Here is a 25,046-nt window from a genome sequence, read left to right on the forward strand (position 1 = left end):
ATTCATGAGCCGCAAGATCGAAAAGAGCGATGCCGAATGGGCAGAGCAACTGGACCCCGAGCAGTTCCGTGTCACGCGCCACAAGGGCACGGAATTCTCGTTCTCGGGCAAATACTGGAACCACTGGGAAAAGGGTGAATACCGCTGCGTGTGCTGCGACGCGCCGCTGTTCCACTCCGAACACAAGTTCGACGCCGGCTGCGGCTGGCCGAGCTTCTGGATTCCGTCGGCGCCGCAGAACGTAGAGGAAGACCGCGACATCTCGCACGGCATGATCCGTACCGAAGTGCTGTGCGAGCAGTGCGGCGCGCATCTGGGCCACGTCTTCGAGGACGGCCCGCGCCCGACCGGTCTGCGCTACTGCATCAACTCGGCGTCGATCGACTTCAAGCCCATCGGCAGCAAAGACTGATCATCTGCCGTGCCAGTAGCGTGGCGCCTGCTCGCGCCACGCCTCCACCTGCAGCCCCTCTTCATCGAACGACGCAATGACGGCGCCCTGCCCGTCGGTGCGCCAGTTGCGCGTGCCGGCGCGCTCCCAGCGCGACCACACGTCCGGGTGAGGATGCCGGTGAGTATTCAGGTTGCCGACCGGGTAGATGACGTGCGCGGCGCCGACGGCCTCCACCAGTCTGGGCGTGGATGAGCCGCGACTGCCGTGGTGCGGCGCGACGATCACATCCGCCCGCAAGTCTGCGAGCCCGCGCGCAAGCAGAGCGTGTTCGCTCGGCGCCCCGATATCGCCGGGCAGGAGCAGGCTGCCATAAGGTGAGCTCACGCGCAGCACGCAGGATTGCTCATTGCGCTTGCGGCTCACAACGTCACCGTCCGCCGGATGAATGAAGTCGAAACGCACCCCGTCAAACGCCCACGAGCTTCCAGCCAGGCAAGCTGCAGGCTCGACCGGCAAGGGGTCGAGTTTTGCGTTGTCGCCCCCCAACCCTGACCAGAGTTGCGTCACCGGCATCGCCGCCAGCACCGTTTGAGCTCCACCGATGTGGTCGCCATCACCATGCGACAACACCACCGCGTCCAGCCGCTCCACGCCGTGGGCACGCAGATACGGCGCAACGACGCGCCCGCCGGCATCGGCCTCTGGCCCGTATCCCGGCCCAGCGTCGTACAACACGTCATGCGTGGCCGTCTGCACATGCACCGCCAGCCCCTGCCCCACATCCAGCACGGTCGCGCGGAAGGCCTGCGGAGCCGGGCGCGGTGGAGCCCACAGCAACAGCGGAACGATGGCCAGCACGCCAGCCGCCCGCGCCGGTGTGCCACGCGGCATCAACACCCACGCAGCGCCAATCAACGCACACAGGATCAGCAGCAGCGGCACCTGCGGGCCGTGCCACAGTGCCCACGGCTGTTCCGCCAACCAAATCAGCGCAGTCATCATCACGCTGGTCACCGCATGCGCCGCTTCCAGCAGCCAGGGCCACGGCAGCACGATGGCCAGCAGCACGAGCGGCGCAATCACAAAACTCACCAACGGAATGGCGAAAGCGTTGGCCAGCGGCCCGGCCAGCGAGAACGCGCCGAACAACATGAACAGCACCGGCGCCAGCACCAGCGTGATGGCGAGCTGGATGCGTACGGCGCCGCGCACCACGCCATCCGTCGCGAGACGCCCGCAAGCGACCAGCACGATCACCGCCACGGCACCAAAAGACAGCCAAAAACCCGCCGACAGCACCGCCCACGGATCAATCAGCACCACGCACAGCAGCGCCAGCGCGAGCACCCGCGTCGCTTCTGACTGACGTCCCGACGCGATCGCCAAGGCCGCTACCGCGAGCATGATCAGCGCACGTTGCGTCGGCAGCCCGAGACCGGCGAGCAAGGCATAGGCCGCCGCGGCGGCCAGCCCGCACAGCACGGCAACACGCCGCGCCGGCACGCGCACGACCAGGCGTGGCACCCGACGCCAGATCCACCCGACTAGACCACCGACGGCCAGCGCCACAAGCGAAACATGCAGGCCCGAGATCGCCACGAGGTGCCCGACCGCCGTGCGCCGGAACACCTCCCACTGCGCCTGCGTGATGGCTCGCTGATCGCCAATCGCCAGCGCCGTCAGGATGCCGGCGTAGGGGCGCTCGCCGAGCGCCGCGCCAAAGCGCTGGCGCAGGCCGTCGCGGGCTCGGTGCACGGTGTTCATGAAGCCGGGAACAAAGTCGTCGACGCGACGGTTGCGGGGATCCTCGCGCACATAGCCGGTCGCGCGGATGCCGCGTTCGAGCAGCCAGGCCTCGTAGTCGAAACCGCCCGGGTTGCTGAAACCGTGAGGCCGCTTCAGACGCACGACCAGCTCGTGACGCTCGCCTGGCCGCAGGGACTCAGGCACATCGCCCTGACCGCGAAAGGCATACCAGCCAAGCTGGATGCGAGCCGGCACCGGTCCATCGGCAGACTCCACCGCCAACACGAAACGCCAGGCCCCGCCTTCGAGGCGTTGTGGCAGGCCGTCGATGACGCCAGTCACGCGCAGATCGCGCGCTTCGGCCGTCATCGGTAAATTGTCGGCGAGCCGCCACTCGGCCCGCCACCCGGCCCACGAGAATCCGGCAGCGAAGGCCGCGCACAACGCCAGCGCCATCTGCCAGCGCCGCAACAGGAACACACAACCAGTCGCGGCTGCAGCGCATAGAATCGAGGTCGCGAACAGCACGCCGCGCGCCGGCAGGGTCGGCGACCACTGCAGGGCGAGCACTCCAAACAGGAACAGGATGATGGCCACACGCATGATGCCATCATCATTCAGACACCCGACGGGGACAAGTGCCGGCAGCACCCGGCCGGACGAGACACCATGCGAAAGATTTTCCGCCGCCTGCTACCCAACCACGAGACGGTGAATGGCAACCGCTTGCTGCGGCCGTTCTCCAATTCGTTGCTGCACCCGCGGCTGTGGCACCTGAACCGCCATTCAGTGGCCGGCGCCGTTGCGGTCGGCCTGTTCTGCGGGCTGATCCCCGGCCCTCTGCAGATGTTCTGCGCCGCGCTGGCATGCATGGTGCTGCGCGCGAATCTGCCGCTGGCGCTGGTCACCACGCTGTACACCAACCCGCTGACCATCGTGCCGATCTACTTCGCGGCCTACTTCATCGGGGTGTTTGCAACCGGCGGCAGCATGGACGGCTTCATCGAGCCTCCTGCCATGGGCGATCTGGGCTTCATGGAATGGGCCTCGGCCTTTCTGAGCTGGACGGTCGGACTGGGCAAGCCGCTGGCCATAGGTCTGGTCGTGCTCGCCAGCGGACTCGCGGTGACAGGCTATTTCGTCACGCGCGGTATCTACCGCTGGTGGCTGATCCGGGCCTGGCGCCGACGCAGCAAAAAACGCCGCAATCAGGCCTGAAACTGCCCATCCACCAGACGCATGGTGCGCTCGGCCCGGCTGGCCAGTGCTTCATCGTGGGTGACGATGACAAAGCTGGTGCCGAGACGTTCGTTCAGCCCCAGCATCAGGTCGAACACCGACTCGGCCGTCTTGCGGTCGAGGTTGCCGGTGGGCTCGTCCGCCAGCACGCAGGCCGGGGAAGTCACCAGCGCACGCGCAATCGCGGCACGCTGACGCTCCCCCCCGGACAGCTCACCCGGCGCGTGGTCCAGCCGCGCACCCAGCCCCACTTCCTTGAGCATTGCCGCCGCCTGTGCGTTGGCCTCGTCACGCGCCATGCGGCGGATGTAGAGCGGCATGGCCACGTTCTCGAGCGCCGAGAACTCCGGCAGCAGATGGTGGAACTGGTACACGAAGCCCAGCACCTTGTTGCGCTGCTGGCCGCGCTCGGCATCACTCATGCTCGAAAAATCACGCCCGTTGATGGTGACGCGACCGGAGGTCGGCACGTCCAGCCCGCCGAGCAGATGCAGCAATGTGCTCTTGCCCGAACCGGAGGCGCCGACGATGGCCACGCGCTCACCACGCGCCACCGACATATTGACGTCGCGCAGCACCGCCAGCGCGCCCGGGCCTTCGCGGAAAACCTTGTTCAGCCCTTCGCAGGACAGCACGGCGTTGTTCATGGCTTCACTCATAGCGCAGCGCCTCCGCCGGATTGACGCGCGAAGCGCGCCAGCTCGGATACAGCGTGGCGACCAGAATCAGCACGAAGGACACCGACACGATGGTGATCACGTCGCTCGCCAGCACCTTCGAGGGGAGATCCTGGATGTAATAGATTTCCTTGTTCCACAGCGTCGCACCGGTCACGGTTTCGAGCCACGGGATGACCACGTCGAGGTTGTTGGCCAGCAGCAGGCCGCCGATCACGCCACCGATCAGGCCGACAAATCCGATCACCGCGCCCTGCAGCACGAAGATCGCCATGATCGAGCCGGGGCTTGCGCCCAGCGTGCGCAGGATGGCGATATCGGCGTTTTTCTCCTGCACCGCCATGACCAGCATCGACACGATGTTGAAGGCCGCTACCGCCACGATCAGGAACAGGATGATGGTCATCATCGTCTTCTCGAGCTGCACCGCTCGGAAGAAATTGGCGTGGCTGCGCGTCCAGTCCGACACCAGTGCCGGCACGGTGATCTGCGCTGCCAGTTCGCGCACCACGCGCGGCGACGCGAACAGATCGTCGAGTTTCAGACGCACGCCGGTCACGGCGTCACCCATGCGGTACAGCACCTGCGCATCGCGCATGTGGATCAGGGCCAGCGTGGAGTCGTATTCATGCATGCCGGCCTCGAAGATGCCGACCACCTCGAACTGGCGCACGCGCGGCATCACCGCCGCCGGCGTAACCATGCCCTGCGGCGCGATCAGCGTGACCTTGTCGCCCATGCGCACGCTCAGAGCGAAGGCCAGGTCGCGCCCCAGCACGATGCCGTACTGGCCCGGTTGCAGGTCGTCGAGCTTGCCCTGCCGCATGTATTCCGAAAAATCGGCAACACCCTCTTCGTCGGCCGGCAGCACGCCGCGCACCTGGACGCCGCGCACCGTCTGGTTGTGCGACAGCATGCCCTGCTCCTGCACATACGGCGCCGAAGCCAGCACCGAAGAATGGCGCATGGATTCGTCCGCCACCTGCTGCCAGGCCTCAAGGCCGTCACCGTGGCTGGAGATCTGCACATGCGAGGCCACGCCGAGGATGCGTGTGCGCAGCTCCTCCTGAAAGCCGTTCATGACCGACAGCACGACGATCAGGGCCATCACGCCCAGCCCCGTGCACAACATCGACACCAGCGAAATGAAGGAGATGAAGCGGTTGCCGCCCTGCGCGCGCTTGCGGGAGCGCGTGTAGCGCAGACCGACCAGAGTTTCGTAGCGCATCGGTACTCGCATTCGTGGAAAGCCGCCATTGTGCCGCAAGCCTGCGGCCTGCGCCCGGCAAGGATCTGCAAGCGCCTCTGCGGGCCCGGAGCGGGTCGGGCCACATGCTAGACTCCGGCGATTCCCGCAACACCCATTCTTCAGCCCCAGCCGAGCACTCATGCCCGTCATCCAGCCCCGTCAGGCGCACTTCCCCATCGTCCAGGCCCTCGTGGATTCCGGCGTGCATCCGCTGCTCGCACGCATCTACGCGGCCCGCGGTGTGAAGCGTCGCGACGAGCTCGATTACAAGCTCTCCGACCTGCTGCCGCCGGCGGCGCTGACCGGCACGCACGAAGCCGCACAGCTGCTGGCCGACGCCATCGAAGCCGGCGCGCGCATGGTCATCATCGCCGACTACGACTGCGACGGCGCCACCGCCTGTGCCGTCGGCATGCGCGGCCTGCGCGCCATGGGCGCCGATGTGCATTACCTGGTGCCCAACCGCTTCGAATACGGCTACGGCCTCACGCCGGCCATCGTCGAACTGGCTGCGCGCATGGAGCCGGAGCTGATCATCACCGTCGACAACGGCATTGCCAGCGTCGATGGGGTGGCTGCAGCGCGCGCGCTGGGCATCGCCACCCTGATCACCGATCACCACCTGCCGGGCGACACGTTGCCCGAGGCCGACGTGATCGTGAACCCCAACCAGCCCGGCTGCGACTTCCCGAGCAAGTGCATCGCCGGTGTCGGCGTGATGTTCTATGTGCTGCTCGCGCTGCGCGCCGAAATGCGTGAGCGCGGCGCCTTTGGCGAGCGCCCCGAGCCCAACCTCGGCGACCTGCTCGACCTCGTGGCGCTGGGCACCGTAGCCGACGTGGTCAAGCTCGACCGCAACAACCGCATCCTCGTCTCGCAGGGCCTCGCCCGCATGCGCGCCGGGCGCATGCAGCCGGGCGTGCGTGCGCTGTTTGCTGCCGCGTCGCGAGACCCGGCGCGCGCGTCGAGCTTCGACATGGGCTTTGGCCTGGGGCCGCGCCTGAATGCGGCCGGACGCCTGTCCGACATGAGTCTGGGCATCGAATGCCTGATCACCGATGACACCGCCCGCGCGCTCAACATCGCGCAGGAGCTCGACAAGCTCAACCGCGAGCGGCGCAGCATTGAGCAAGGCATGCAGGAAGACGCGCTGCTGCGGTTGATGGATTTCGACCCCGGCAACACGCTGTCGGTGTGCCTGTATGAGCCCGACTGGCACCAGGGTGTGATCGGCATCGTCGCCGGGCGCATCAAGGAAAAGCTCAATCGCCCGACCTTCGCCTTTGCACGCGGCAACGACGGCGAGCTGAAGGGCTCGGGCCGCTCGATTGCCAACCTGCACCTGCGCGACGCGCTTGATCTCGTCAGCAAGCGCCGCCCCGAACTGTTGTTGCGCTTCGGCGGCCACGCCGCAGCGGCCGGCGTGACCATCCGCGACACCGACCACGCCGAATTCACCTCGGTGTTCGAAGACGTCGTGCAGGAGCTGCTCGGCGATACCGACATCACCCGGCGCATCGATACCGACGGCGGGCTGGAATCAGCCTGGATGAGCCTCGACGCGGCACGCATGCTCGATCAGGACGTATGGGGCCACGGCTTCCCGGCGCCGGTATTCAGCGACGTCTTCCGTGTCGAGAACCAGCGCCTGCTCAAGGACAAGCACCTGAAGCTGCAGGTCTCGAAGAACGGCCAGCGTTTCGACGCCATCCAGTTCAACTTCGCCGACAGCGCTCCGGGCGAGATTCACGCCGCCTACCGGCTGGCCACCAACGAGTACAACGGCGTGACCAGCCTGCAGTTGATGTTCGAGCACTTCGAGCCCGTCTGATTCCGCGCTTCCCTTTGATCTGGATCAGTACCCACAGCGGTACGCTCCACTAACGTGGCGCCCATGATCAACACAAAGTGGAAAGCCACCATGAAGAAGGCCCTGTTTGTCGCCGCGGCACTCGCCGCCGCCACCCCCGCCCTGGCTCACGAAGCCGGTAGTTTCATCGTTCGTGCCGGTGCCGCGCTCGTCGCACCGAACGACAGCAGCTCGCGCATCTCGACCACCGTCACCGGCCCGATCGCCGGCACCAAAGCAACCGTCGATAGCGACACCCAGCTCGGCCTGACCTTCGCCTACAAGCTCACCGACCACATCGGCATCGAGTTGCTCGCCGCCACCCCGTTCAGCCACCAGGTCAACGTCAAGGGCGTTGGCGGCGGCATCGACGGCAAGCTGGCCGACGTCAAGCACCTGCCCCCGACCTTGACGCTGCAGTACTACCCGATGGCCAAGGAATCGCGCTGGCAGCCGTATGTCGGCGCCGGCATCAACTACACGACCTTCTTCCAGGAAAAGCTCACCAGCACGCAGAAGGCCAATGGTTTCTCCAGCCTGAGCCTGAAGGACTCCTGGGGTCTGGCCGGCCAGGTCGGCATGGACTACATGCTTACCGAGCGTCTGATGCTCAACGTCGCCGCTTGGTACATCGACATCGACACCAAGGCCACGCTGCGCCACAACGCGCTGGACAAGACCAAAGTTGATGTCGACATCGACCCGTGGGTGTTCATGGTCGGGCTCGGCTACAAGTTCTGAGCGCCACGCAGCACGCAGGAAACGGCCGGCGCTCCCGGCCGTTTTTCATTTCAGCGCCGGTTCGCTGCGAGCACTCGCTCCCGGTATACTTCACGGTCTGAAAAAACCAGCGAAAAGAGATCATGGAAGCCGAACGCATCAACGCCCTCGCCGAGAAACTCACCGACCTCGCGGCTCGCGGGGCGGAACTGCGGAGGTATCTTTGACTACGACGAGAAAGCAACCGACCTGCGCGAACTGAACCTCGCGCTCGAAGACCCGGACGTCTGGAACAACGCCGAGCGCGCCCAGGAGCTCGGCAAGCAGAAGCGTCAGCTCGAAAACGTCGTGGTGATGCTCGACGACATCGCGCAGATGTCGCGTGACCTGAAGGATCTGTTCGAGCTGGCCGAGGCCGAAAGCGACGAGGAAACCGTCGAGGCGGTCGAAGCCGACATCGTGGTGCTGGAATCCAAGGTGCATGGCCTGGAATTCCGCCGCATGTTCTCGAACCCGATGGACCCGAGTTCGTGCTTCATCGAAATCCAGTCGGGCGCCGGCGGCACCGAAGCGCAGGACTGGGCCGGCATGCTCGAGCGCATGTACCTGCGCTATTGCGAGCGCAAGGGCTTCGACGTCGAGATCATGGAAGAGTCCGAGGGTGAAGTCGCCGGCATCAAGGGCGCCACCATCAAGGTCAGCGGCGAATACGCCTACGGCTTCCTGCGCACTGAAACCGGCATCCACCGCCTCGTGCGCAAGAGCCCGTTCGACTCAAACGCGCGCCGCCACACCAGCTTCTGCTCGATATTCGTGTACCCGGAAGTGGATGACTCGATCGAGATCAAAATCAACCCGGCCGACGTTCGCGTCGACACCTACCGTGCCTCCGGTGCGGGCGGTCAGCACATCAACAAGACCGATTCCGCGGTGCGTCTGACGCACGAGCCGACCGGCATCGTCGTGCAGTGCCAGAGCGATCGCTCGCAGCACAAGAACCGCGCCGAAGCCAACTCGATGCTCAAGGCACGCCTGTACGAGCTGGAACTGCGCAAGCGCCAGAGCGAGCAGCAGGCGCTGGAAGACTCCAAGAGCGATATCGGCTGGGGCCACCAGATCCGCAGCTACGTGCTCGACCAGTCGCGCATCAAGGATCTGCGCACCAACTTTGAGGTGGGCAACACCCAGGCCGTGCTCGACGGCGACCTGGACGACTTCATCGCCGCCAGCCTCAAGCAGGCCGTGTAAGCCTGTTCACTGGCAGCAGCAAAAAGGGCGCCCTCGTGAGGCGCCCTTTTTGCGTCTTGCCTGTCCGCGCTTACTTGGCGAGGTAGGCGTCGATCACCGCCGGGTCATTCGACTTCACGGTCATCTTGTTCGGGCCAGCCGCGATACGCGTCACGACGACCTTCGGTTCCTTGTTCTGCGACACCTGCGCGATGTCCTTGTCGCCCTCTTTCAGCACCCACAGACGGTTGTCGTGCACGTGCGTGTAGAAACCCTTCTTGGCGTAGGCATCCTTGCCGCCCGACGTCGCACAGGCACCCAGCGCCAAGCTGGCAGCCAGCACGGCAATCGCGAGTTTCATTTTGTTCATGGCAGTCCTCCGGTTGAAAGCCGGAGGCGAGTTTGCGCAGTCCGCATGACGCTGCCATGACACGCCGGTTACCGGACCGTGACGTCACTGTTTTCGGTCCAACCGATCGCACGCAGATTCGCGCACCACACAAAAAAACAGGGCGCCCCGTGGGACGCCCTGCTTCATTCATGCGGCGCGAACAACTCAGCCGCGCGGACCGAAGTTGCTGCGCGGGCGACGGGCACCGTCGCTGCGACCAGCGTTGCCGCCATTGCCGCCGCCATTCCCATTGCCACGGGACTGGCCGTTGCCGTTACCGGCAGCACGACCTGCGCCCTGACCATTGCGCGGCTGACCCTGGCCCGGACGGCCGTGGGTGCGCGGGCCGGGACGCGGCGGACGGGCGTCCGACACTTCCACGTGCGTACCCGGTGCAGCCGGCACAAAGCCGGTTGCCTCGGCGCGCTCGATGCGGCGCTTGATCAGACGCTCGATGCCGGCCAGCAGCTTGGTTTCCTCGCCGTCGACCAGCGAGATCGCAGCGCCCGAGGCACCGGCACGGCCGGTACGGCCGATGCGGTGCACGTAGTCTTCGGCGACGTTCGGCAGTTCGAAGTTCACGACCTGCGGCAGCTGGTCGATGTCCAGGCCACGTGCAGCGATGTCGGTCGCAACCAGCACCGGCAGCTTGCCTTCCTTGAAGTCACCCAGCGCACGCGTGCGCGCCGTCTGGCTCTTGTTGCCGTGGATCGCGGCGGACGGGATGCCGTTCTTTTCCAGGTACTCCGACAGCTTGTTGGCGCCGTGCTTGGTGCGCGTAAACACCAGCACCTGTGCCCAGCTGTTCTGGCGGATCAGCCACGCCAGCAGTTCGCGCTTCTGCTTCTGGCCGACCATGTAGACCGACTGGTCCACCAGCTCGGAAGCCGTGTTGCGGCGTGCAACCTCGACGCAACCCGGGTTGGTCAGCAGGCCGTTGGCGAGCGAACGGATTTCGTCGGAGAAGGTGGCCGAGAACAGCAGGTTCTGACGCTGCTTGGGCAACAGCGCGAGCACCTTGCGGATATCGCGGATGAAGCCCATGTCGAGCATGCGGTCGGCTTCGTCCAGCACCAGAATCTCGACGCCGGACAGATCCAGCGTCTTCTGGCCGATGTGGTCGAGCAGACGGCCCGGCGTGGCAACCAGGATGTCGACGCGCTTGCGCAGGGCATTGATCTGCGGGTTGATGCCAACGCCGCCGAACATCACCATCGAAGTCAGATCAACGTGCTTGCCGTAGGTCTGCACGGATTCCTCAACCTGCGCGGCGAGTTCGCGCGTCGGGGTCAGGATCAGGCAGCGCGGACGGCCCGGCTTGCTGTTGGCAGCCGGGTTTTCGAGCAGACGGTGCAGCACCGGCAGCGTGAAGCCGGCGGTCTTGCCGGTGCCGGTCTGAGCGGCGGCAAGCAAATCGCCCCCTGCCAGCACCAGCGGAATGGCTTGTGCCTGAATCGGCGTAGGCGTGGTGTAACCCGCCTCGGAAATCGCACGCAAAAGGGGAGCGGCCAGTCCGAGACTGGTGAAATCGTTTTGAATCGTCATGTAGCGGAATACTCGTGCCGGGCCTGTCGCGCGTCTGCGACGACACCAATCTGAGGCTGGCGGGAAGTCGGGGATCCGTTGCGGATCGTCCGGATAGGAAAGTTGCGTCCGCGCCGATTGGAGACACGAACGGGGCGAATGATAACGTACTTCGGCACCCCTCCCCGACATTCTTTCCCGGAGCCCCGCCTGGACGGGGTTTCGGGAAGCGTCGTTTCGCGCCGTGTGAGCGGGCTGGAGTGAGGATGGCAGAGCTCCCTCCCCTTCAAGGGGGCGAGCAATTCTCCCTCCCCTTCAAGGGGAGGGTCGGGGTGGGGATGGGTCACTGGGCTGCGACCCATCCCCCTCCTAACCGGTAGTCTCGGCTGCGCCTCGCCGCTCCGCAGGCAGCGAGCATGCTCGCTGAAACCCCTGCTCCGCCCCCCTTGAAGGGGGAGGGACAGGCCCGCCTACCGTCAGCGCGCCCCTCCTAACCGGTAGTCTCGGTTCCGCCTCGCCGCTTCACCGTCCAGCCTCTCTAGCGCAGGTCATTGAGCACCAGTTCGAAATCCGGCTTCGGCCTTATCAGCGCGCGCTGACGTGGCGTCGCTCGCATCTGCAGCCGCATGTACTCGCGACCGCCGACGGTCTCGTGCAAGCGCATGCAGTACTCGACGATCTCCATGCGCGCGGCCAGCGGCACTTCGTTCATGCGGTCGAGGTATAGGAGGTACGACACCTCGCCCACGCCAATGAAGTTAAGCATGGGCTGCACGCTGAACCACGGGTCTTCGCCGTCGTGGCTCAGCGGCATGCCGTGGCGCATCAGGATCTCGCGCACCTCGTAGGCGATTTGCATCGACAGTTCGGGGAATTGCCGCGCCTTGTCGCGCTCGCCGGCGGCAGCCGGCAACCAGACGGCCAGCAGCGCGCAGCACAGCCACACACGCCCCCGCCGCAGAATGGACTGATTCATGGCCTTCTCCTCCTCGTTCGGGGCGGCGACGGCTTCTATGAGCATCGTCCGCACCCGTGAGGTCAGCATGAACCGGCTCGGAGGATGAAGTCCAGCGACGGCACGCCTGCGCGTGCGCAAAAGGCCCTGCAGTGGATCAGGAAGGCAACGCGCGGGAATCAGGCTGCGGGCGCAGCCTCGGCGTCGGGCACCACCGGCGGCGGCAGGGCTTCGAGCCACTCCACGGCCTCGGCCTCGACGCGCGTGCGGCGCATCGGCGGCAGGCTGCGCCACACCATCTTGCCGTAGGGCTTGCCGATCATGCGCGGGTCGCACACGCACAGCAGGCCGCGGTCGGTCTCGCTGCGAATCAGCCGCCCGGCGCCCTGCTTCATGCTGATCACCGCGCGCGGCAACTGGTAGCTCATGAACGGGTTGTAGCCGGCCTTCTGCATGTGTTCGATGCGCGCGGACAGCACCGGATCGTCCGGCGGCGCGAACGGCAAACGGTCGATGATGACGAGGCTCAGCGCGTCGCCCGGCACATCCACGCCTTCCCAGAAGCTCTGGCTGGCAACCAGTACCGCGTTGCCGAGCATGCGGAAACGCGCCAGCAACTCGGTGCGCGAACCCTCGCCCTGCAGCAGCAGCGGGAGGTTGTCTCCTGCTCCTGCGAGACCTTCGGCAATCAGCCCATGCACGCGGCGCATGGCGCGCAGCGAGGTGCACAGCACGAAGGCGCGGCCACGCGCGGCGCGGATCAGCGGCAACGCGGTGCGTGCCACGGCGTCGGCGTAGTCAGGGTTGTTCGGGTCGGGCATGTCGCTCGGCGCGTACAGCACGGCCTGCTCGGCGTACTCGAAGGGGCTGCCCCACACGGCGGTGACCGGCGGCTTTTCCAGCCACGACAGGCCCATTTCGTTGCAGTAGTGCGAAAAGTCGTTGCCCACCGCCAGTGTGGCGGAAGTGAATATCCATGCCCGCAACTGGCCTTCGAGCTGGCGTTTGAACACGCTCGCCACGTGCAGCGGCGTGGCGTTGAGCGCCACCGACTGGCTGAACACCTCGACCCAGCGCACCATCTCTGAGTCTTCCGGGCCGCGCCAACGCACCAGGCGCTCGCGCATCTCCTGCGTGCGGCGCAGGCAGTTGGCCAGCCCTTCGGAACGTTCGCCCTGCGTTTCCAGCACCGTCTCGAAGGCGATCAGTGCGTTCTCCGCAGCATCCACCGCCTCCTCGAAGCCCTCGCGCGCAGCCGCCGCGCTGTAGGCCATGCGCGCGGATTCCGCACCAAAAGCCAGCCGCAGGTCGCGCGCGCCCTTTTCCAGCAGGCGCGTGGCGTCGATCAGGTCACGGCAATCCGGCGCCGAGGCGATGGTTTCCGAACGCGTGTCGCGCGCCAGCTCCAGAATCTGCGCCGTCGACACGCTCTCGCCAAAGAACAGGCTGGCCGTCTCCGGCAACTGATGCGCCTCGTCGAAGATCACCGCGTTGCAGGCCGGCAGCAGTTCGCCCATGCCCACGTCGCGCAGCATTACATCGGCAAAGAACAGGTGATGATTCACCACCACCACGTCGGCATCCATGGCCTCGCGGCGCGCCGCCATCACGAAGCAGTCCTTCACGTTGGGGCAGTCCTGCCCCAGGCAGTTGTCGCGCGTCGAGGTCGCCGCCATCCACGCCGGCGAGTCCTCGCGCACATCGGTGCATTCGGCCCTGTCGCCGGTTTGGGTGATCTGCGCGAAGCGCACGATCTTGCGCAGGTCCGCCGCATCCTGCGGGCTCTGAAAGCGCCCTTCCCTGGCGTTGCGCTCCAGGTGATATGGGCACACGTAGTTGGCCCGCCCTTTCAGCAAAGCCATGCGCACCGGCACTTTCAGCGCATCGCGCACCGTTGGCAGATCGCGCTTGAAGAGCTGGTCCTGCAGCGTCTTGGTGCCGGTCGACACGATCACCTTGCCGCCCGCCAGCAGCGCCGGCACGAGATACGCGAAGGTCTTGCCGGTGCCGGTGCCGGCCTCGGCCACGAGCACGCCGTAGTTCTTCAGTGCCTCTTCAATGCGCCCCGCCATCTCGATCTGCTGCGGCCGCGCCCGGAAGCCCGGAATCGCGCTGGCGAGCGGCCCTTCGGGCGAGAAAGCGTGGGTGAGGTCGGTCATGAGGGTGATGTGTCGCGGGAAAGGCGCAATGGTAGCAAGCGACAGTAGCGTGGGGCGCAATAAGCTTCAGGCATTGCGCCGAATGGGGCGGACATTCGGCGCAATCCGCTGGGCTCAGCACCCTTGCGTAGCCGCCCTATTCTTCCCTGCAGCCGGCCAGCGCCAGCGCGAAGCCATCCTCGGTGTTCACCCAGCAATCCTGCTCGACAAAGCCCGCCTCGCCGAGCAGCGCGAAGATGCCTTCGCGGGTGTACTTGTGTGCGCTCTCGATCCAGATCGGCTCGCCTTCGGCCAGCGTCAGCTCAAGCTCGGCCGCGGGGATGCGTGCGGTCTGCGCCTTGCAGCTGACCAGCCAGGCTTCGACGCGCGAGGCCTCGGCGTTCCAGTGCACGCGGTAGTCGAAAGCGGAGAGGTCAAAGTCACCACCGAGTTCTCGGTTGATGCGCAGCAACAGATTGCGGTCGAAGGCCGCCGTGACGCCGAGCGGGTCGTCATAGGCAAGCAACATCTCGCGCTCGGGCTTGACCAAGTCGGCGCCCAGCAGCACCCGGTCGCCCGGTCGCATCGCGGCACGCACGGTGCGCAGCATGGCCAGCGCGCCGGGGCGGTCGAAGTTGCCGATGTTTGAGCCGAGCATCAGCACCAGCTTGGGCCCGGTTCCTGCGTCCAGCTGCGCCAGGCCGGCTTCGTAGCTTGCTTCGTGTCGGAACACCGCGAGACCGGGCAGCGCTGCGAGCCGGATATCGGCCGCCTCCAGCGCCGAGGCCGAGACGTCAATCAGATGCACATCAAGCTGGCCAGCCTTCGCACCTCGCGCGCTGAGCAAACAGGCCAGCTTGGCGCCGTTGCCCGGCCCCAGCTCCACCACCGAACGCAAGGGCGTGCAGGCCGCCAGAATGTCCGCACCGTGCCGCTCCAGCAGCGTGCTTTCGGCACGCGTAAGCCGGTACCACGGCAGCGCACAGATGGCCTCGAAGAGCGCGGAACCCAGCGTGTCGTAAAGGTAGCGCGAGGACAGACGCCGTGGCGATCCGCTCAGGCTCTTGCGCACATCGCGCGCGAAGGCGGCAACTTCGGAATCGGGCGGAGTACGCGCATTCATCGGCCGGCTCCTTCGACGCAGCGGAAGCTCGCGAACACATACGGATAGCGCGGGCGGAACCAGTTGCGGAACGAAGGCCGAATCAGCTCACGCACGGTCGCCGGCGAAGCGCCCTTCATCACGTAATGCTGGCCGTCGAAGAAGTCTGCCGAATATTCCGGGTACTCGGCCATCGGCGCGAACCCGGGGAAAGGCTCGAACGGCGTCGAGGTCCATTCCCAGCCGTTGCCGACCAGATCTTCAACACCCCACGCGCTCGCGCCGTCCGGGTGACTGCCGGCCGGCTCCGGGTCGTAGCCGTCGAAGCCGAAAGCCCCGTGGCGTGCCTGCGGCGCCTCATCTCCCCAGGGGAAACGCCGCTGCGGCCCGGCGGGGTCGCCCAGCGCCGCGCGCTGGTACTGCGCCTCGGTGGGCAAGGCCATGCCGCGCCAGCGCGCATAAGCACAGGCCTCCGCATGCGTCACCCACACCGGCCAGGCCGGCGGCAAAGGCACATCACAAAACATGCCGCGCCACACCCACGACTCGCCGTCGCGCTGCCAGAAGTGCGGGTGAGCCATCGCGTGTTCGCGCAGCCACGCCCAGTCTTCGGGGCGCCACCACTGGTCGTCCTGGTAGCCACCGGCCTCGACAAAGGCCATGTACTCCGCATTGGTCACCTTGTGACGCTGAATGCGAAAGGCCGGCACGTCCGCGCTGTGCGCCGGCACCTCGTTATCCCACGCAAAAGGCAGGTCGCCCGGCGCCACCCCGAGCACCGCTCGCCCCGCCGCCACCTCAACCATCTCCTGCTCGGGCGCCGCGCCGCCGACGTTCGGCGTATAGCCGTCCGGCGCGCGCTTGTCCGCATGCGGCAGCGCGTGCCACAGGTACATCAGCGTCTCGTGGTGCATGGTTTCGTGTTCGAGGATGCGATGCACGACGTCAATCGGCCCATCGGGGTCGCTCAGCACGCTTTCAATCGCCGCACGCACACGGCGGTCCGCCTCGTCACGGAAGGCGACAACCGCCGCCCGCTCCGGCCATTCGTCGGCCTGGTTGCCGCGCGCCTTCACATCGCTCGTGGCCTCATGCGGATCAATGCCTCGCTCGAACAGGCGTTCCAGCGTTTCATCAATGGCCGGCCCACCCAGCGCCTTGCGCACCAGATGCGCATGACTGAAGGCAGGCACATGCCCTTCGTAGAAGACCAGCGGATTGCGCAACGGAATCGGCCGCCCGAAATAGGCGTCGTCGGACAAGGTGGCATAAAGCGCATGCATCCGACGGCGATTGCGGTCGAACTGCTCGAGCAAGTCGGATCCGATGTGGAACTTGATGGGCGCGTTCATGTGGCAAATCCTCCTGGCCGTGCCGTTCTGTGTCGACTGGCGGGTTGCGATGACTGCAACGCTACGCGTTCAATGTTGCACGGTGTGGCGCCGGCCCGCCAGTTTGCGACGCCGGCGGTCAACACTGAACGCAGCCTTGCTGAGTCCCGCACCCCGTCGGGGTTTTTATCTTAAGTGCACATTCGCCGGCGATTTCCGCAACGAAAAAATGCGATACACAAAGTGCCGGAGAACGTGCGCTCGGCCGCGTGAGAGTCCTTCTTCATTGAAGAGTCGCAGCGGATGCGCCTTTCTCAACGCCGCTCGTCTTCGCGCTTCATCCGCTCGCGTATGCCGCCCTCCACGGTGGTCCCCTCCACCATCGGCTGATAGATCGCCCCGGTGGTATCGGGCACGCGATCGCCCTTTGCCGACTCCGACGCCGCGACGTTGGCGGAAAGCCGCTCGGTCAGGTCGGGGAAGATGTTGTGCGAGACGTGCGCCGAAGTGGCTCTCACACCCACCGCCTGCTCCAGCTCCGGATTGGTGCAGGCCGCAACGATGGCGTCCACAACAATCTCGGGATCATCCATGCCGGCCATGCGCGGCGTGTGCCCGCTGTAGTTCGCCGCATGCGTCCACCACGGCGTATCCACTGCCCAGGGCATGATGGTGCCGACCTTGATTTGGTCGTGGCCCGCCAGGCGAAGCTCCTCACCCAGCGAGCGCCCCAGGCTGAGCACCGCCGCCTTCGTCGCCGCATAAGAGCACTGAAACGCGAGCGGCACCTCGCTGTCGATCGAGCCGATATTCAGCAACACGCCGTCGCCCTGCGCGCGGAATTGCCGAATAGCGGCATGGGCCCCATAAACCACGCCTTTGAAATTCACATCAATAATGCGCGCGTGGTCCTCAATGGGAATGTCCCAAAACATCCCCAGCACCCCCACGCCGACATTGTTGATCCACACATCAATCCTGCCACTCGGCTCCAGCGCCTTCGCCGCCAAGGCAGCAATGTCGCCCGGCTCACTCACGTCCGCCTCGACCACGGTGGCACTGCCCCCGGCCGCACGAATCGTCATGGCCAGGTCTTCAAGCACGCCAATCCGCCGCGCAGCCAGCACCACGTGCGCACCCTGCTCCGCGAGCTTGATCGCCCCGCCCCGGCCAAAGCCGCTCGACGCGCCGGTGATCACTACCGTATAGCCCGAAACTCCGTCGTTCTCGCTCATGTTCTCTCCCCCATCGTTGCAGCGATGAAAAAGTCTTCAAAAAGAAAAAGCGGGGACAAGCCCCGCAATCGAACAAGCCAGAAACGTGCCTTGCTGAAATCTAAGGCAGGGCCCCAAGGGGCCAGTCAAATCGGTAATTTGTGGGACTGCGCGTAACGAAATTCTCGCAATTATTGCAATCGGGGTCAGGCAGTTCTCTGAGCGACAACCACCAAATGCTTTTGCGGATACTGATCAAACTCAAGGTGCCGACAAACGCACCCGCCCGCTTCCAATGCGTTCAGAAGCCCAGGTATCCCAAGCGTCGAGTAGTACACCTCGGGGCCCATCGCCGAGTCGACGTGCTCACCCGGCGCATCCAGGCCGCCCGCAGTGAAAAGGAGCACGCCTCCCACTTCCAGCGCGGCCATCATCTTCAGCATCAATGGGCGCTGCTGGTGCAGGTCCACGTGCCAGATGCTGTCCCAAGCCGTGATGAACTGATACTTCCGAGGCGGCTGCCATTCGCAAACGTCCGCGTGGTGCACCACCACGGAAGGATCGGCAGCTCTCGCCAAGTCCACCATCTTTTCCGATAGATCTACCGCTTCAATGGATAGGCCACGCTCGCGAAACAAAAAATTGAATCTTGTATTGCAGCCACACCCAATATTCAAGGCCCATCCATCGCCCTGGGCGCCGAGAAACGCCAGTGCCGCTTTGTGTTGTCGAACGCCGTCGCTAGTGCTGAAAGCGTCGTCGAGCCAGCGTTCCGCGATATGGTCGTAGGCTTTTGAAATGAGGGAGGTATGCACTTGATCTGCTTAATGATGAATATAACCGGCGCTACATCAGAGGGTTTGTATAGCGGCCGGGCGGCCATAAATATTCGAGGTCTAAAGCCGACTCAGAACATGCGACGCAATACCCTGCGGCTATTGCGCCCTACGCGAACTCCGATTTACTCTCCAGAGCCGGGGACATTTATATCGGTATAAATATAGGGTGGGCCCCGATTAATGGCCCCTATGTCTCTCCACTCTTAAACCCAGCCAGCCATATCTCATAATTATCCCGAGACGGCATGAGCCCCGATTTTCGAGACTCTGAGAAATCAACTGCATTAGCCTTTCCCGCGTCCTTTGCAATGGCAACCAACCTGTCGTAGACTCGGCCCGCGTGCGCTTGAAGCTCATCAGCCAGTTCTGCCGCAAAAAACGCCACATCATCAGTGTATTGCTCAATTGCCACCATGGCATCGTGGTACATGGCGTCAGTGTGCCCATCGCGACGTTCCAGACCAAAGTATCTTTGCATAAACATCTCTGGTTCCATTTCACTCCCATGCAATAGCTCAATTTGCTCTGAACGCAACCGCAGCGCATGAGACAGTTCGTTCAGCGACTGCTCAACCATCGCCACGAGCGCAAGCGACTTCCCTGGAATTCGCTGCGATGAGTAAGCTAGATTTTTAAGCGCGTCGATCGGCACCGTGAGCGGCGAGATGTGAAGCATGTCCGCTCGGAAATGAACAACCTCCTTAAGATCACCCCCATCTAGCAGAACTCTATTTTTAGTCTCAGCGATCTTCCTTTCTTCGAAAAATGTCTTTGAAAGTTGCAAGATGAACTGCTTCTTCAGAGTGAGTGCTTGATTAGCGATGGTCGCCGCAAGGACGATGAGAGCATTCGCTTGCCTCAGCGCATCGCGCAATTCGTTGCGCTTAGCTGATCTCTCAGTGACCTGCTGAGCACCCCAAACACCAAAACCGGCCCCCGCCAATGCCGAAAGAAATGCGCTAACAAAGGCTGAGTTTAGAAGTCCTCTGGCACACTCCCACATCTCAATTAGTGCTGATCCTAGATCGATGCCGGGCATAGAAAGCCTTACATTAAGTTGAAGTAAATGGGGAGAACCTCGAAACATAAAATCTAGTTATTGGCGACATTCTATTCAGAGCTGACAGGCTGACTCAACACCAAAATTCAACTGCCGTACCCGCTGGTTAGGAATCACCGTACCCAATGAACGTCATATTTTTTGACAAGTTCGTTTAACACTCTATCGAGAAGATGCTGACACTCATCCTCATGAAGAAGCGTATCGCCGCCTCTCGTAGTACCTTCAACTTCCCAGTTTCGCTCGGGGTGATCAACCTGTCTTAACACAAAGACTTCGCAATGACAGTCCTTATGCGGCCAATCACGGCGCAGCGCCAGATTAATTGCATCGATAAGCTGCTGCTCAGTAGTCAAGACCTTACTCATGGTTGCTGCTCCTGTCATGTGATGCCCAACACCTACGTTAAGCCGCGTCGAAAAGCGACCGCGAACGGAGGCTTAGGTCTGTGAGAGCGCACTGGGGCCCACTCTCGATGGTCAGGTCTATATTTTAGACCGCTCAATTAGACCGCTCAAAACATAGACTTGACCCCGATTGCCGACGGAGTACGCATCTCTTCCTATGCACGCAAATACTGCTGCAGATACCACACCAGGGTCGCCAAAGCGGCAAGACCGACGATCTCCACAAACAACGCCCGTCCCCACGGCGAGCTATGGAGCTGACCAATACCCTCTGTGGGAAAGCGAGCAAGCGTCAGTAGTCGACAAATGCACCAACCGATAGACCATCCAATGGTCTGAACTAATAGATCCCATCCGACAAATAACAATACGCGCGCCACGGCCAATGCAACTGTTGCGAAAGGACGAAGGAGAAAGTCCAGCGCGTCGATCATATCGATACCATCTAACTTTGATGTAGGCGGCAGAATTGCTGAATAATCTGGATGTCCACCGCGACAATTTTCCGTGACAAGCCCGCCTGACAGGGTCGCTACGCGAAGAATTCAACACTTGGACGCTCTACGTTGCGTTAAGACCGACTCATCAAAACGGTAACTAGAGCTGGAATTTCCGTTCGCATTGTGCCCGGCAAAATGCCGTTGAGGTTAGTCGAATCGCCTAACGCGGTGACATAAGTCCCCTCTGGCTCGCCAAGTGCAGGTCGGTTTCGCCGGAGAAGTCCGGTCCTGCTGTTCGAGCGAAGCGAGTTCAGGACCGGCCGGTGAAAGCGGCTGGAGCGAGGGAAGCCCGAAGGGCCGAGACGGCGGGGCACGTTTCTTTGCTTCCTTTCTTGTCGTGCAACAAGAAAGGAAGTCGCCCGCCGGGGCGAGTCCCGGCCGGTCGAGGCTTGTTAAACGGACCTCGGTGAATAGAAGCACAGTGGCGGATGCGCTGCGCTTATCCGCCCTACGACGGCTAAGGCGCAGATGTTCGCGGCTGACGCCGCTCCTACAAAGTGGAGGCTACGCCCGGTGCGCCTCCGCCAGATACTCCCTCCCCCTCATCTCAATGAGGCGACTCACTGTCCGCACAAATTCATGCGCGTTCTGCCCCTCGACATACACCTCATGCGCCTCGACCTCGGCGCTGACCACCAGATTCACCCGGCAGTCGTACAGCACGTCGATCAGCCAAGTGAAGCGCCGCGCGGCCGAAGCCTCGGCCGGCGTCATGAGCGGGACGTTGGAGAGCAGCAGCGTGTGATGCTCGCGGGCGATTTCGAGGTAGTCGTTCTGTGAGCGCGGGCCGTCGCACAGGGTGGCGAAGTCGAACCAGATGACGCCGCAGGCGCGGCCGCGGAGAGGGAAGATGCGCTCCAGCACTTCGATTTCGCCGGGCTCTGGCGGCTGTTGCGCGAGGCGCTCGAAGTCGGCTGCCAGACGCGCTTCGGCGGCAGCGTCGGCGGGAACGACCCAGGTCTGTATGTCGACGAGCGCGCGCAGGCGGTAGTCGGTGCCGGCGTCGACTTCGAGCACGTCGAAGGCGCGCTTCATCAGCTCGATGGTGGGGATGAACCGCTGACGCTGCAGGCCGCTGGGGTACAGGCCGTCGGGCGGGTAGTTGGAGGTCATGACGAAGACCACGCCGGCGGCGAGCAGGGATTCGAGGAGCCGCCCGAGGATCATCGCGTCGGCGATGTCGGAGACGTGGAATTCGTCGAAGCAGAAGAGGCGCGTCTCGGCGGCGATGCGCTCGACCACTTTCGCCAAGGGATCTGGCGCGTGGTTGAGGCGGCGCAGGTCGTTCTGCACTTCCTGCATGAAGGCGTGGAAATGCACGCGGCGCTTTTTGGGCTCCGGCACGGCTTCGAAAAAGCGATCCATGACGAAGCTTTTACCGCGCCCTACTCCGCCCCACAGATAGACGCTGCGCGGTGCGACGGGCTTGCTGAACAGACGGCTCAAGAAGCCTGCGGCGGGCGCGGCGAGTTCGTCCGCCAAACGCTGCAGGCGCGTGATGGCGACCTGCTGCGACGGGTCGGCAGTGAAGCCGCGCTCGGCGAGCGCGTCTTCATACGCGGCGAGGATGACGCCGGAGGTGGATTCGGTCATGGGGAAATGATAAGGCCCGCCCCTCGTGGCGGGCCTTCCAAAGGGTGGTGAAAGACGTAGCGAGGATGGCCAGATGCAAGGCGCGCGGCGCACAGCAACCGCGACATACCTGAAGGTAGGCGAGGAAGCGAGCACCGCGCAACGCCGCAGATGGCCACCGCAGTAGTCTTACGCCACCCTGTTGTCAGAAGTGGAGCGGCCGCTTATCTACTGCCAGCGCGGCTTCATGCACCGCTTCCGACATCGTCGGGTGGGCGTGGCAGATGCGGGCGAGGTCTTCGGCGGCGCCGGCGAACTCCATCGTGACGACGGCTTCGGCGATGAGCTCCGAGGCGCCGGCACCGACGATGTGTACGCCGAGGATGCGGTCGGTCTCGGCGTCCGCCAGGATCTTGGCGAAGCCTTCGGGGGCGGCCATGCCCATGGCGCGGCCGTTGAAGGCGAACGGGATCTTGCCGGCGCGGTACTGGACACCATCGGCCTTGAGCTGTTGCTCGGTTTTGCCGACCCAGGCGATCTCGGGGGCGGTGTAGATCACCCACGGCACGGTGTTGAAGTCGCAGTGGCCGGCCTGGCCGTTGATGACCTCGGCGACCATCACGCCCTCTTCCATGGCCTTGTGCGCGAGCATGGGGCCGCGCACGACGTCGCCCACGGCCCACACGCCGGGCAGGCCAGTGGCGCAGTGGTCATCGACCTTGATGAAACCGCGATCATCCAGCTCCAGGCCGACGCGGTCGGCGTCCAGGCCGTCGGTGTTGGGCACACGGCCCACCGAAACGATGAGGCGGTCGGCGGCGAGCTTCTGCGCCTTGCCGTCTTTGTCGGTGTAGTCGATGGACACGCCACTGCGGGTCTTCTTGACCTCGCCGATCTTGCAGCCGAGCTGGATGTTCAGGCCCTGCTTGGTGAAGATCTTCAACGCTTCCTTGGCCACGTCCACATCGGCTGCGCCGAGAAAGTCCGGCAGCGCTTCGAGCACGGTGACTTCGGCACCGAGGCGACGCCACACCGAGCCCATTTCCAGGCCGATGACGCCGGCGCCGATGACGGCGAGCTTCTTGGGCACGGTTTCGAGGTCGAGCGCGCCGACGTTGTCGCAGACGACCTTGTTATCCACTTCCACGTCTTTCAGGTGGCGCGGGCGCGAGCCGGTGGCGACGATGACGTGGGTGGCCAGCACTTCCTCGTCACCCACGGCGACGCGCCAGCGCTCGCCTTCGCGCGCGACGAAGCGGCCGTGGCCTGCGACGAAGGTGACCTTGTTCTTCTTGAACAGGCCCTTGATGCCGCCGGTGAGCTGGTCGACGATGCCGTTCTTGCGCTTGAGCATCTGCGCGACGTCGATCTTGGGCTTGCCGACAACGATGCCCTGATCGGCAAAGGTATGACCAGCCTCTTCGAACAGATGCGAGGTGTGCAGCAGCGCCTTGGACGGAATGCAGCCGACGTTGAGGCAGGTGCCGCCCAGACGGGGTTCGCCCTTGGGGTCGGCATAGGGGTTGGATTCGCAGCAGGCGGTCTTGTAGCCAAGCTGGCCGGCGCGGATGGCCGCGACGTAGCCGCCCGGCCCACCGCCGATCACGAGTACGTCGAATTCACGGGTGGACATCGGTGTTGTCTCCGGATCGGGTGAGGCAATGCGCGCACCGGCCGAATGGCGGCCGGTGCGGCGAGAGGTGGATCAGATATCGATGATCAGGCGTGCCGGATCTTCCAGCGCTTCCTTGATGGTGACCAGGCCCAGCACGGCTTCACGGCCGTCGATGATGCGGTGGTCGTAGGACAGCGCGAGGTAGTTGATCGGGCGGATGACGATCTGGCCGTTTTCGACCACCGGGCGGTCCTTGGTGGCATGAATGCCGAGGATGGCCGACTGCGGCGGGTTGATGATCGGCGTCGACAGCATCGATCCGAACACGCCACCGTTGGAGATCGAGAAGGTGCCGCCGGTGAGCTCTTCCATGCTGAGCTTGCCTTCCTGCGCCTTCTTGCCGTATTCGGCGATCTTCTTCTCGATGTCGGCGATGCTCATCTGATCGACGTCACGGATGATCGGCACGACCAGACCGCGCGGGCTGCCGACGGCGATGCCGATGTCGATGTAGCCGTGATAGATGATGTCGCCGCCATCGACCGAGGCGTTGATGATCGGGAATTTCTTCAGCGCGGCGACCACGGCCTTGACGAAGAAGCCCATGAAGCCCAGACGCACGCCGTGGGTCTTCTCGAAGCGCTCGCCGTATTTCTTGCGCAGCTCCATGACGGGCGCCATGTTGACCTCGTTGAAGGTCGTGAGGATGGCGTTTTCGTTCTTGGACTGGATCAGGCGCTCGGCGATGCGGGCGCGCAGGCGCGTCATCGGCACGCGCTCTTCGGGGCGGTCGGCGGCGTCGCGCTCGATCGAGCGGGCGGACGGCGCGGGCGCCGGGCTGCTGCCTGCGGCGACGGCGTCTTCCTTGGTGACGCGGCCACCACGGCCGGAGCCGGACACGTCATCAGCGGACACGCCCTTCTCGTTCAGGATCTTGCGCGCGGCGGGGCTGGCGGCGGCCGACGAGGACGAGGATGAGGCCGACGAAGCCGCCGGAGCGGACTTGGCTTCGGCCTTGGCCTCGGACTTGGCCGGAGCGGCTTTGGCGGCGCCCTTGGCTTCGGTGTCGATCTGCGCGATCAGCTCGCCGGAGGCGACGGTGTCACCATCGCCCTTGACGATCTTGACGATGACGCCGTCGGCCGGAGCCGGCGTTTCGAGCACGACCTTGTCGGTCTCGATGTCGATCAGGTTCTCGTCGCGCGACACGGCGTCGCCTTCTTTCTTGTGCCACTTCACCAGCGTCGCTTCGGACACCGATTCAGACAGTTGCGGCACTTTCACTTCGATCAGCATG

22 protein-coding genes are annotated in these 25,046 nt (G+C 64.2%); 5 read left to right on the plus strand and 17 right to left on the minus strand.

The window, feature by feature from the left end; translation table 11 throughout:
• Positions 1 to 4: 4 nt before the first annotated feature.
• Positions 5 to 412 (plus strand): peptide-methionine (R)-S-oxide reductase MsrB, encoded by a 408-nt coding sequence (msrB, locus tag AC6H0N_RS10605; RefSeq protein WP_497574083.1) that lies wholly within the window; start codon positions 5 to 7, stop codon positions 410 to 412.
• On the opposite strand, the gene AC6H0N_RS10610 is transcribed toward msrB, so the two are convergent.
• The gene (locus AC6H0N_RS10610; protein ID WP_497574084.1) at positions 413 to 2,743 is read right to left on the minus strand and encodes a DNA internalization-related competence protein ComEC/Rec2; all 2,331 of its coding nucleotides are present in this window, start codon (positions 2,741 to 2,743) and stop codon (positions 413 to 415) included. It lies immediately after the preceding gene.
• Between the two features lie 66 nt (positions 2,744 to 2,809).
• Between AC6H0N_RS10610 and AC6H0N_RS10615 the strand changes: the two genes are divergently transcribed.
• Entirely contained in the window at positions 2,810 to 3,358 is a 549-nt protein-coding gene (locus AC6H0N_RS10615) for a DUF2062 domain-containing protein (protein ID WP_497574085.1), read from the plus strand.
• Here AC6H0N_RS10615 and lolD read toward each other — a convergent pair.
• A complete protein-coding gene (gene lolD, locus AC6H0N_RS10620; RefSeq protein ID WP_497574086.1) occupies positions 3,349 to 4,038 on the minus strand; it encodes a lipoprotein-releasing ABC transporter ATP-binding protein LolD in 690 nt (229 codons plus the stop codon). The genes AC6H0N_RS10615 and lolD overlap by 10 nt on opposite strands.
• Entirely contained in the window at positions 4,031 to 5,284 is a 1,254-nt protein-coding gene (locus tag AC6H0N_RS10625) for a lipoprotein-releasing ABC transporter permease subunit (RefSeq protein ID WP_497574087.1), read from the minus strand. Before AC6H0N_RS10625 ends, lolD begins: the two co-directional genes overlap by 8 nt.
• Before the next feature lie 160 nt (positions 5,285 to 5,444).
• Between AC6H0N_RS10625 and recJ the strand changes: the two genes are divergently transcribed.
• The 3 genes from recJ to prfB all read left to right on the plus strand — a co-directional run bounded on the left by recJ (position 5,445) and on the right by prfB (position 9,122).
• Entirely contained in the window at positions 5,445 to 7,136 is a 1,692-nt protein-coding gene (gene recJ, locus AC6H0N_RS10630) for a single-stranded-DNA-specific exonuclease RecJ (RefSeq protein ID WP_497574088.1), read from the plus strand.
• Between the two features lie 90 nt (positions 7,137 to 7,226).
• Positions 7,227 to 7,895, plus strand: a complete 669-nt coding sequence (locus AC6H0N_RS10635) for an OmpW/AlkL family protein (RefSeq protein WP_497574089.1) — start codon at positions 7,227 to 7,229, stop codon at positions 7,893 to 7,895.
• Between the two features lie 122 nt (positions 7,896 to 8,017).
• Positions 8,018 to 9,122, plus strand: a protein-coding gene (gene prfB, locus AC6H0N_RS10640) for a peptide chain release factor 2 (protein WP_497574090.1) whose coding sequence is annotated in 2 segments (ribosomal slippage) — positions 8,018 to 8,098 and positions 8,100 to 9,122 — 1,104 coding nt in all. Because the reading frame shifts where the segments join, the coding sequence is not laid out codon by codon here.
• Between the two features lie 70 nt (positions 9,123 to 9,192).
• On the opposite strand, the gene AC6H0N_RS10645 is transcribed toward prfB, so the two are convergent.
• The 14 genes from AC6H0N_RS10645 to odhB all read right to left on the minus strand — a co-directional run bounded on the left by AC6H0N_RS10645 (position 9,193) and on the right by odhB (position 25,045).
• Positions 9,193 to 9,471 (minus strand): hypothetical protein, encoded by a 279-nt coding sequence (locus AC6H0N_RS10645; protein ID WP_497574091.1) that lies wholly within the window; start codon positions 9,469 to 9,471, stop codon positions 9,193 to 9,195.
• A 186-nt stretch (positions 9,472 to 9,657) separates the two neighbouring features.
• Positions 9,658 to 11,037: a DEAD/DEAH box helicase gene (locus tag AC6H0N_RS10650; protein ID WP_497574092.1), complete on the minus strand. Its 1,380-nt coding sequence runs from the start codon at positions 11,035 to 11,037 to the stop codon at positions 9,658 to 9,660.
• 517 nt (positions 11,038 to 11,554) lie between these two features.
• Complete coding sequence (locus AC6H0N_RS10655) at positions 11,555 to 11,992, minus strand: hypothetical protein (RefSeq protein WP_497574093.1); 438 nt, start codon at positions 11,990 to 11,992, stop codon at positions 11,555 to 11,557.
• 158 nt (positions 11,993 to 12,150) lie between these two features.
• On the minus strand, positions 12,151 to 14,130 hold the full coding sequence (gene yoaA / locus AC6H0N_RS10660; protein WP_497574094.1) for a DNA repair helicase YoaA: 1,980 nt from the start codon (positions 14,128 to 14,130) through the stop codon (positions 12,151 to 12,153).
• 136 nt (positions 14,131 to 14,266) lie between these two features.
• Positions 14,267 to 15,232, minus strand: coding sequence for an L-histidine N(alpha)-methyltransferase (locus AC6H0N_RS10665; RefSeq protein WP_497574095.1), 966 nt, complete (start codon positions 15,230 to 15,232; stop codon positions 14,267 to 14,269).
• Entirely contained in the window at positions 15,229 to 16,563 is a 1,335-nt protein-coding gene (locus tag AC6H0N_RS10670; RefSeq protein ID WP_497574096.1) for an SUMF1/EgtB/PvdO family nonheme iron enzyme, read from the minus strand. The genes AC6H0N_RS10665 and AC6H0N_RS10670 overlap by 4 nt, the downstream gene beginning before the upstream one ends.
• A gap of 293 nt (positions 16,564 to 16,856) precedes the next feature.
• Entirely contained in the window at positions 16,857 to 17,777 is a 921-nt protein-coding gene (locus tag AC6H0N_RS10675) for an SDR family NAD(P)-dependent oxidoreductase (RefSeq protein ID WP_497574097.1), read from the minus strand.
• Positions 17,778 to 17,962: 185 nt separating this feature from the next.
• On the minus strand, positions 17,963 to 18,571 hold the full coding sequence (locus AC6H0N_RS10680; RefSeq protein WP_497574098.1) for a class I SAM-dependent DNA methyltransferase: 609 nt from the start codon (positions 18,569 to 18,571) through the stop codon (positions 17,963 to 17,965).
• A 211-nt stretch (positions 18,572 to 18,782) separates the two neighbouring features.
• The gene (locus AC6H0N_RS10685; protein WP_497574099.1) at positions 18,783 to 19,634 is read right to left on the minus strand and encodes a hypothetical protein; all 852 of its coding nucleotides are present in this window, start codon (positions 19,632 to 19,634) and stop codon (positions 18,783 to 18,785) included.
• A gap of 134 nt (positions 19,635 to 19,768) precedes the next feature.
• Positions 19,769 to 20,023: a hypothetical protein gene (locus AC6H0N_RS10690; protein WP_497574100.1), complete on the minus strand. Its 255-nt coding sequence runs from the start codon at positions 20,021 to 20,023 to the stop codon at positions 19,769 to 19,771.
• A 194-nt stretch (positions 20,024 to 20,217) separates the two neighbouring features.
• The gene (locus AC6H0N_RS10695; RefSeq protein WP_497574101.1) at positions 20,218 to 20,496 is read right to left on the minus strand and encodes a hypothetical protein; all 279 of its coding nucleotides are present in this window, start codon (positions 20,494 to 20,496) and stop codon (positions 20,218 to 20,220) included.
• A gap of 570 nt (positions 20,497 to 21,066) precedes the next feature.
• Complete coding sequence (gene zapE / locus AC6H0N_RS10700) at positions 21,067 to 22,155, minus strand: cell division protein ZapE (protein WP_497574102.1); 1,089 nt, start codon at positions 22,153 to 22,155, stop codon at positions 21,067 to 21,069.
• Positions 22,156 to 22,339: 184 nt separating this feature from the next.
• On the minus strand, positions 22,340 to 23,767 hold the full coding sequence (gene lpdA, locus AC6H0N_RS10705; protein WP_497574103.1) for a dihydrolipoyl dehydrogenase: 1,428 nt from the start codon (positions 23,765 to 23,767) through the stop codon (positions 22,340 to 22,342).
• Positions 23,768 to 23,839: 72 nt separating this feature from the next.
• Positions 23,840 to 25,045, minus strand: coding sequence for a 2-oxoglutarate dehydrogenase complex dihydrolipoyllysine-residue succinyltransferase (gene odhB / locus AC6H0N_RS10710; RefSeq protein ID WP_497574104.1), 1,206 nt, complete (start codon positions 25,043 to 25,045; stop codon positions 23,840 to 23,842).
• Position 25,046 lies beyond the last annotated feature (1 nt).

This window comes from Pseudazoarcus sp. NS34 (assembly GCF_059703725.1).

What these genes read in the sequence shown, in the direction of transcription:
- AC6H0N_RS10635 (WP_497574089.1), top strand. Translation starts at nt 7,227, where the DNA reads ATGAAGAAGGCCCTGTTTGTCGCCGCGGCACTCGCCGCCGCCACCCCC.
- AC6H0N_RS10645 (WP_497574091.1), bottom strand. Translation starts at nt 9,471, where the DNA reads ATGAACAAAATGAAACTCGCGATTGCCGTGCTGGCTGCCAGCTTGGCG.
- odhB (WP_497574104.1), bottom strand. Translation starts at nt 25,045, where the DNA reads ATGCTGATCGAAGTGAAAGTGCCGCAACTGTCTGAATCGGTGTCCGAA.
- zapE (WP_497574102.1), bottom strand. Translation starts at nt 22,155, where the DNA reads ATGACCGAATCCACCTCCGGCGTCATCCTCGCCGCGTATGAAGACGCG.
- AC6H0N_RS10675 (WP_497574097.1), bottom strand. Translation starts at nt 17,777, where the DNA reads ATGAGCGAGAACGACGGAGTTTCGGGCTATACGGTAGTGATCACCGGC.
- AC6H0N_RS10610 (WP_497574084.1), bottom strand. Translation starts at nt 2,743, where the DNA reads ATGCGTGTGGCCATCATCCTGTTCCTGTTTGGAGTGCTCGCCCTGCAG.
- AC6H0N_RS10655 (WP_497574093.1), bottom strand. Translation starts at nt 11,992, where the DNA reads ATGAATCAGTCCATTCTGCGGCGGGGGCGTGTGTGGCTGTGCTGCGCG.
- lolD (WP_497574086.1), bottom strand. Translation starts at nt 4,038, where the DNA reads ATGAGTGAAGCCATGAACAACGCCGTGCTGTCCTGCGAAGGGCTGAAC.
- AC6H0N_RS10695 (WP_497574101.1), bottom strand. Translation starts at nt 20,496, where the DNA reads ATGATCGACGCGCTGGACTTTCTCCTTCGTCCTTTCGCAACAGTTGCA.
- lpdA (WP_497574103.1), bottom strand. Translation starts at nt 23,767, where the DNA reads ATGTCCACCCGTGAATTCGACGTACTCGTGATCGGCGGTGGGCCGGGC.
- AC6H0N_RS10665 (WP_497574095.1), bottom strand. Translation starts at nt 15,232, where the DNA reads ATGAATGCGCGTACTCCGCCCGATTCCGAAGTTGCCGCCTTCGCGCGC.
- recJ (WP_497574088.1), top strand. Translation starts at nt 5,445, where the DNA reads ATGCCCGTCATCCAGCCCCGTCAGGCGCACTTCCCCATCGTCCAGGCC.
- AC6H0N_RS10625 (WP_497574087.1), bottom strand. Translation starts at nt 5,284, where the DNA reads ATGCGCTACGAAACTCTGGTCGGTCTGCGCTACACGCGCTCCCGCAAG.
- AC6H0N_RS10685 (WP_497574099.1), bottom strand. Translation starts at nt 19,634, where the DNA reads ATGCCCGGCATCGATCTAGGATCAGCACTAATTGAGATGTGGGAGTGT.
- AC6H0N_RS10670 (WP_497574096.1), bottom strand. Translation starts at nt 16,563, where the DNA reads ATGAACGCGCCCATCAAGTTCCACATCGGATCCGACTTGCTCGAGCAG.
- yoaA (WP_497574094.1), bottom strand. Translation starts at nt 14,130, where the DNA reads ATGACCGACCTCACCCACGCTTTCTCGCCCGAAGGGCCGCTCGCCAGC.
- AC6H0N_RS10615 (WP_497574085.1), top strand. Translation starts at nt 2,810, where the DNA reads ATGCGAAAGATTTTCCGCCGCCTGCTACCCAACCACGAGACGGTGAAT.
- AC6H0N_RS10690 (WP_497574100.1), bottom strand. Translation starts at nt 20,023, where the DNA reads ATGAGTAAGGTCTTGACTACTGAGCAGCAGCTTATCGATGCAATTAAT.
- AC6H0N_RS10650 (WP_497574092.1), bottom strand. Translation starts at nt 11,037, where the DNA reads ATGACGATTCAAAACGATTTCACCAGTCTCGGACTGGCCGCTCCCCTT.
- msrB (WP_497574083.1), top strand. Translation starts at nt 5, where the DNA reads ATGAGCCGCAAGATCGAAAAGAGCGATGCCGAATGGGCAGAGCAACTG.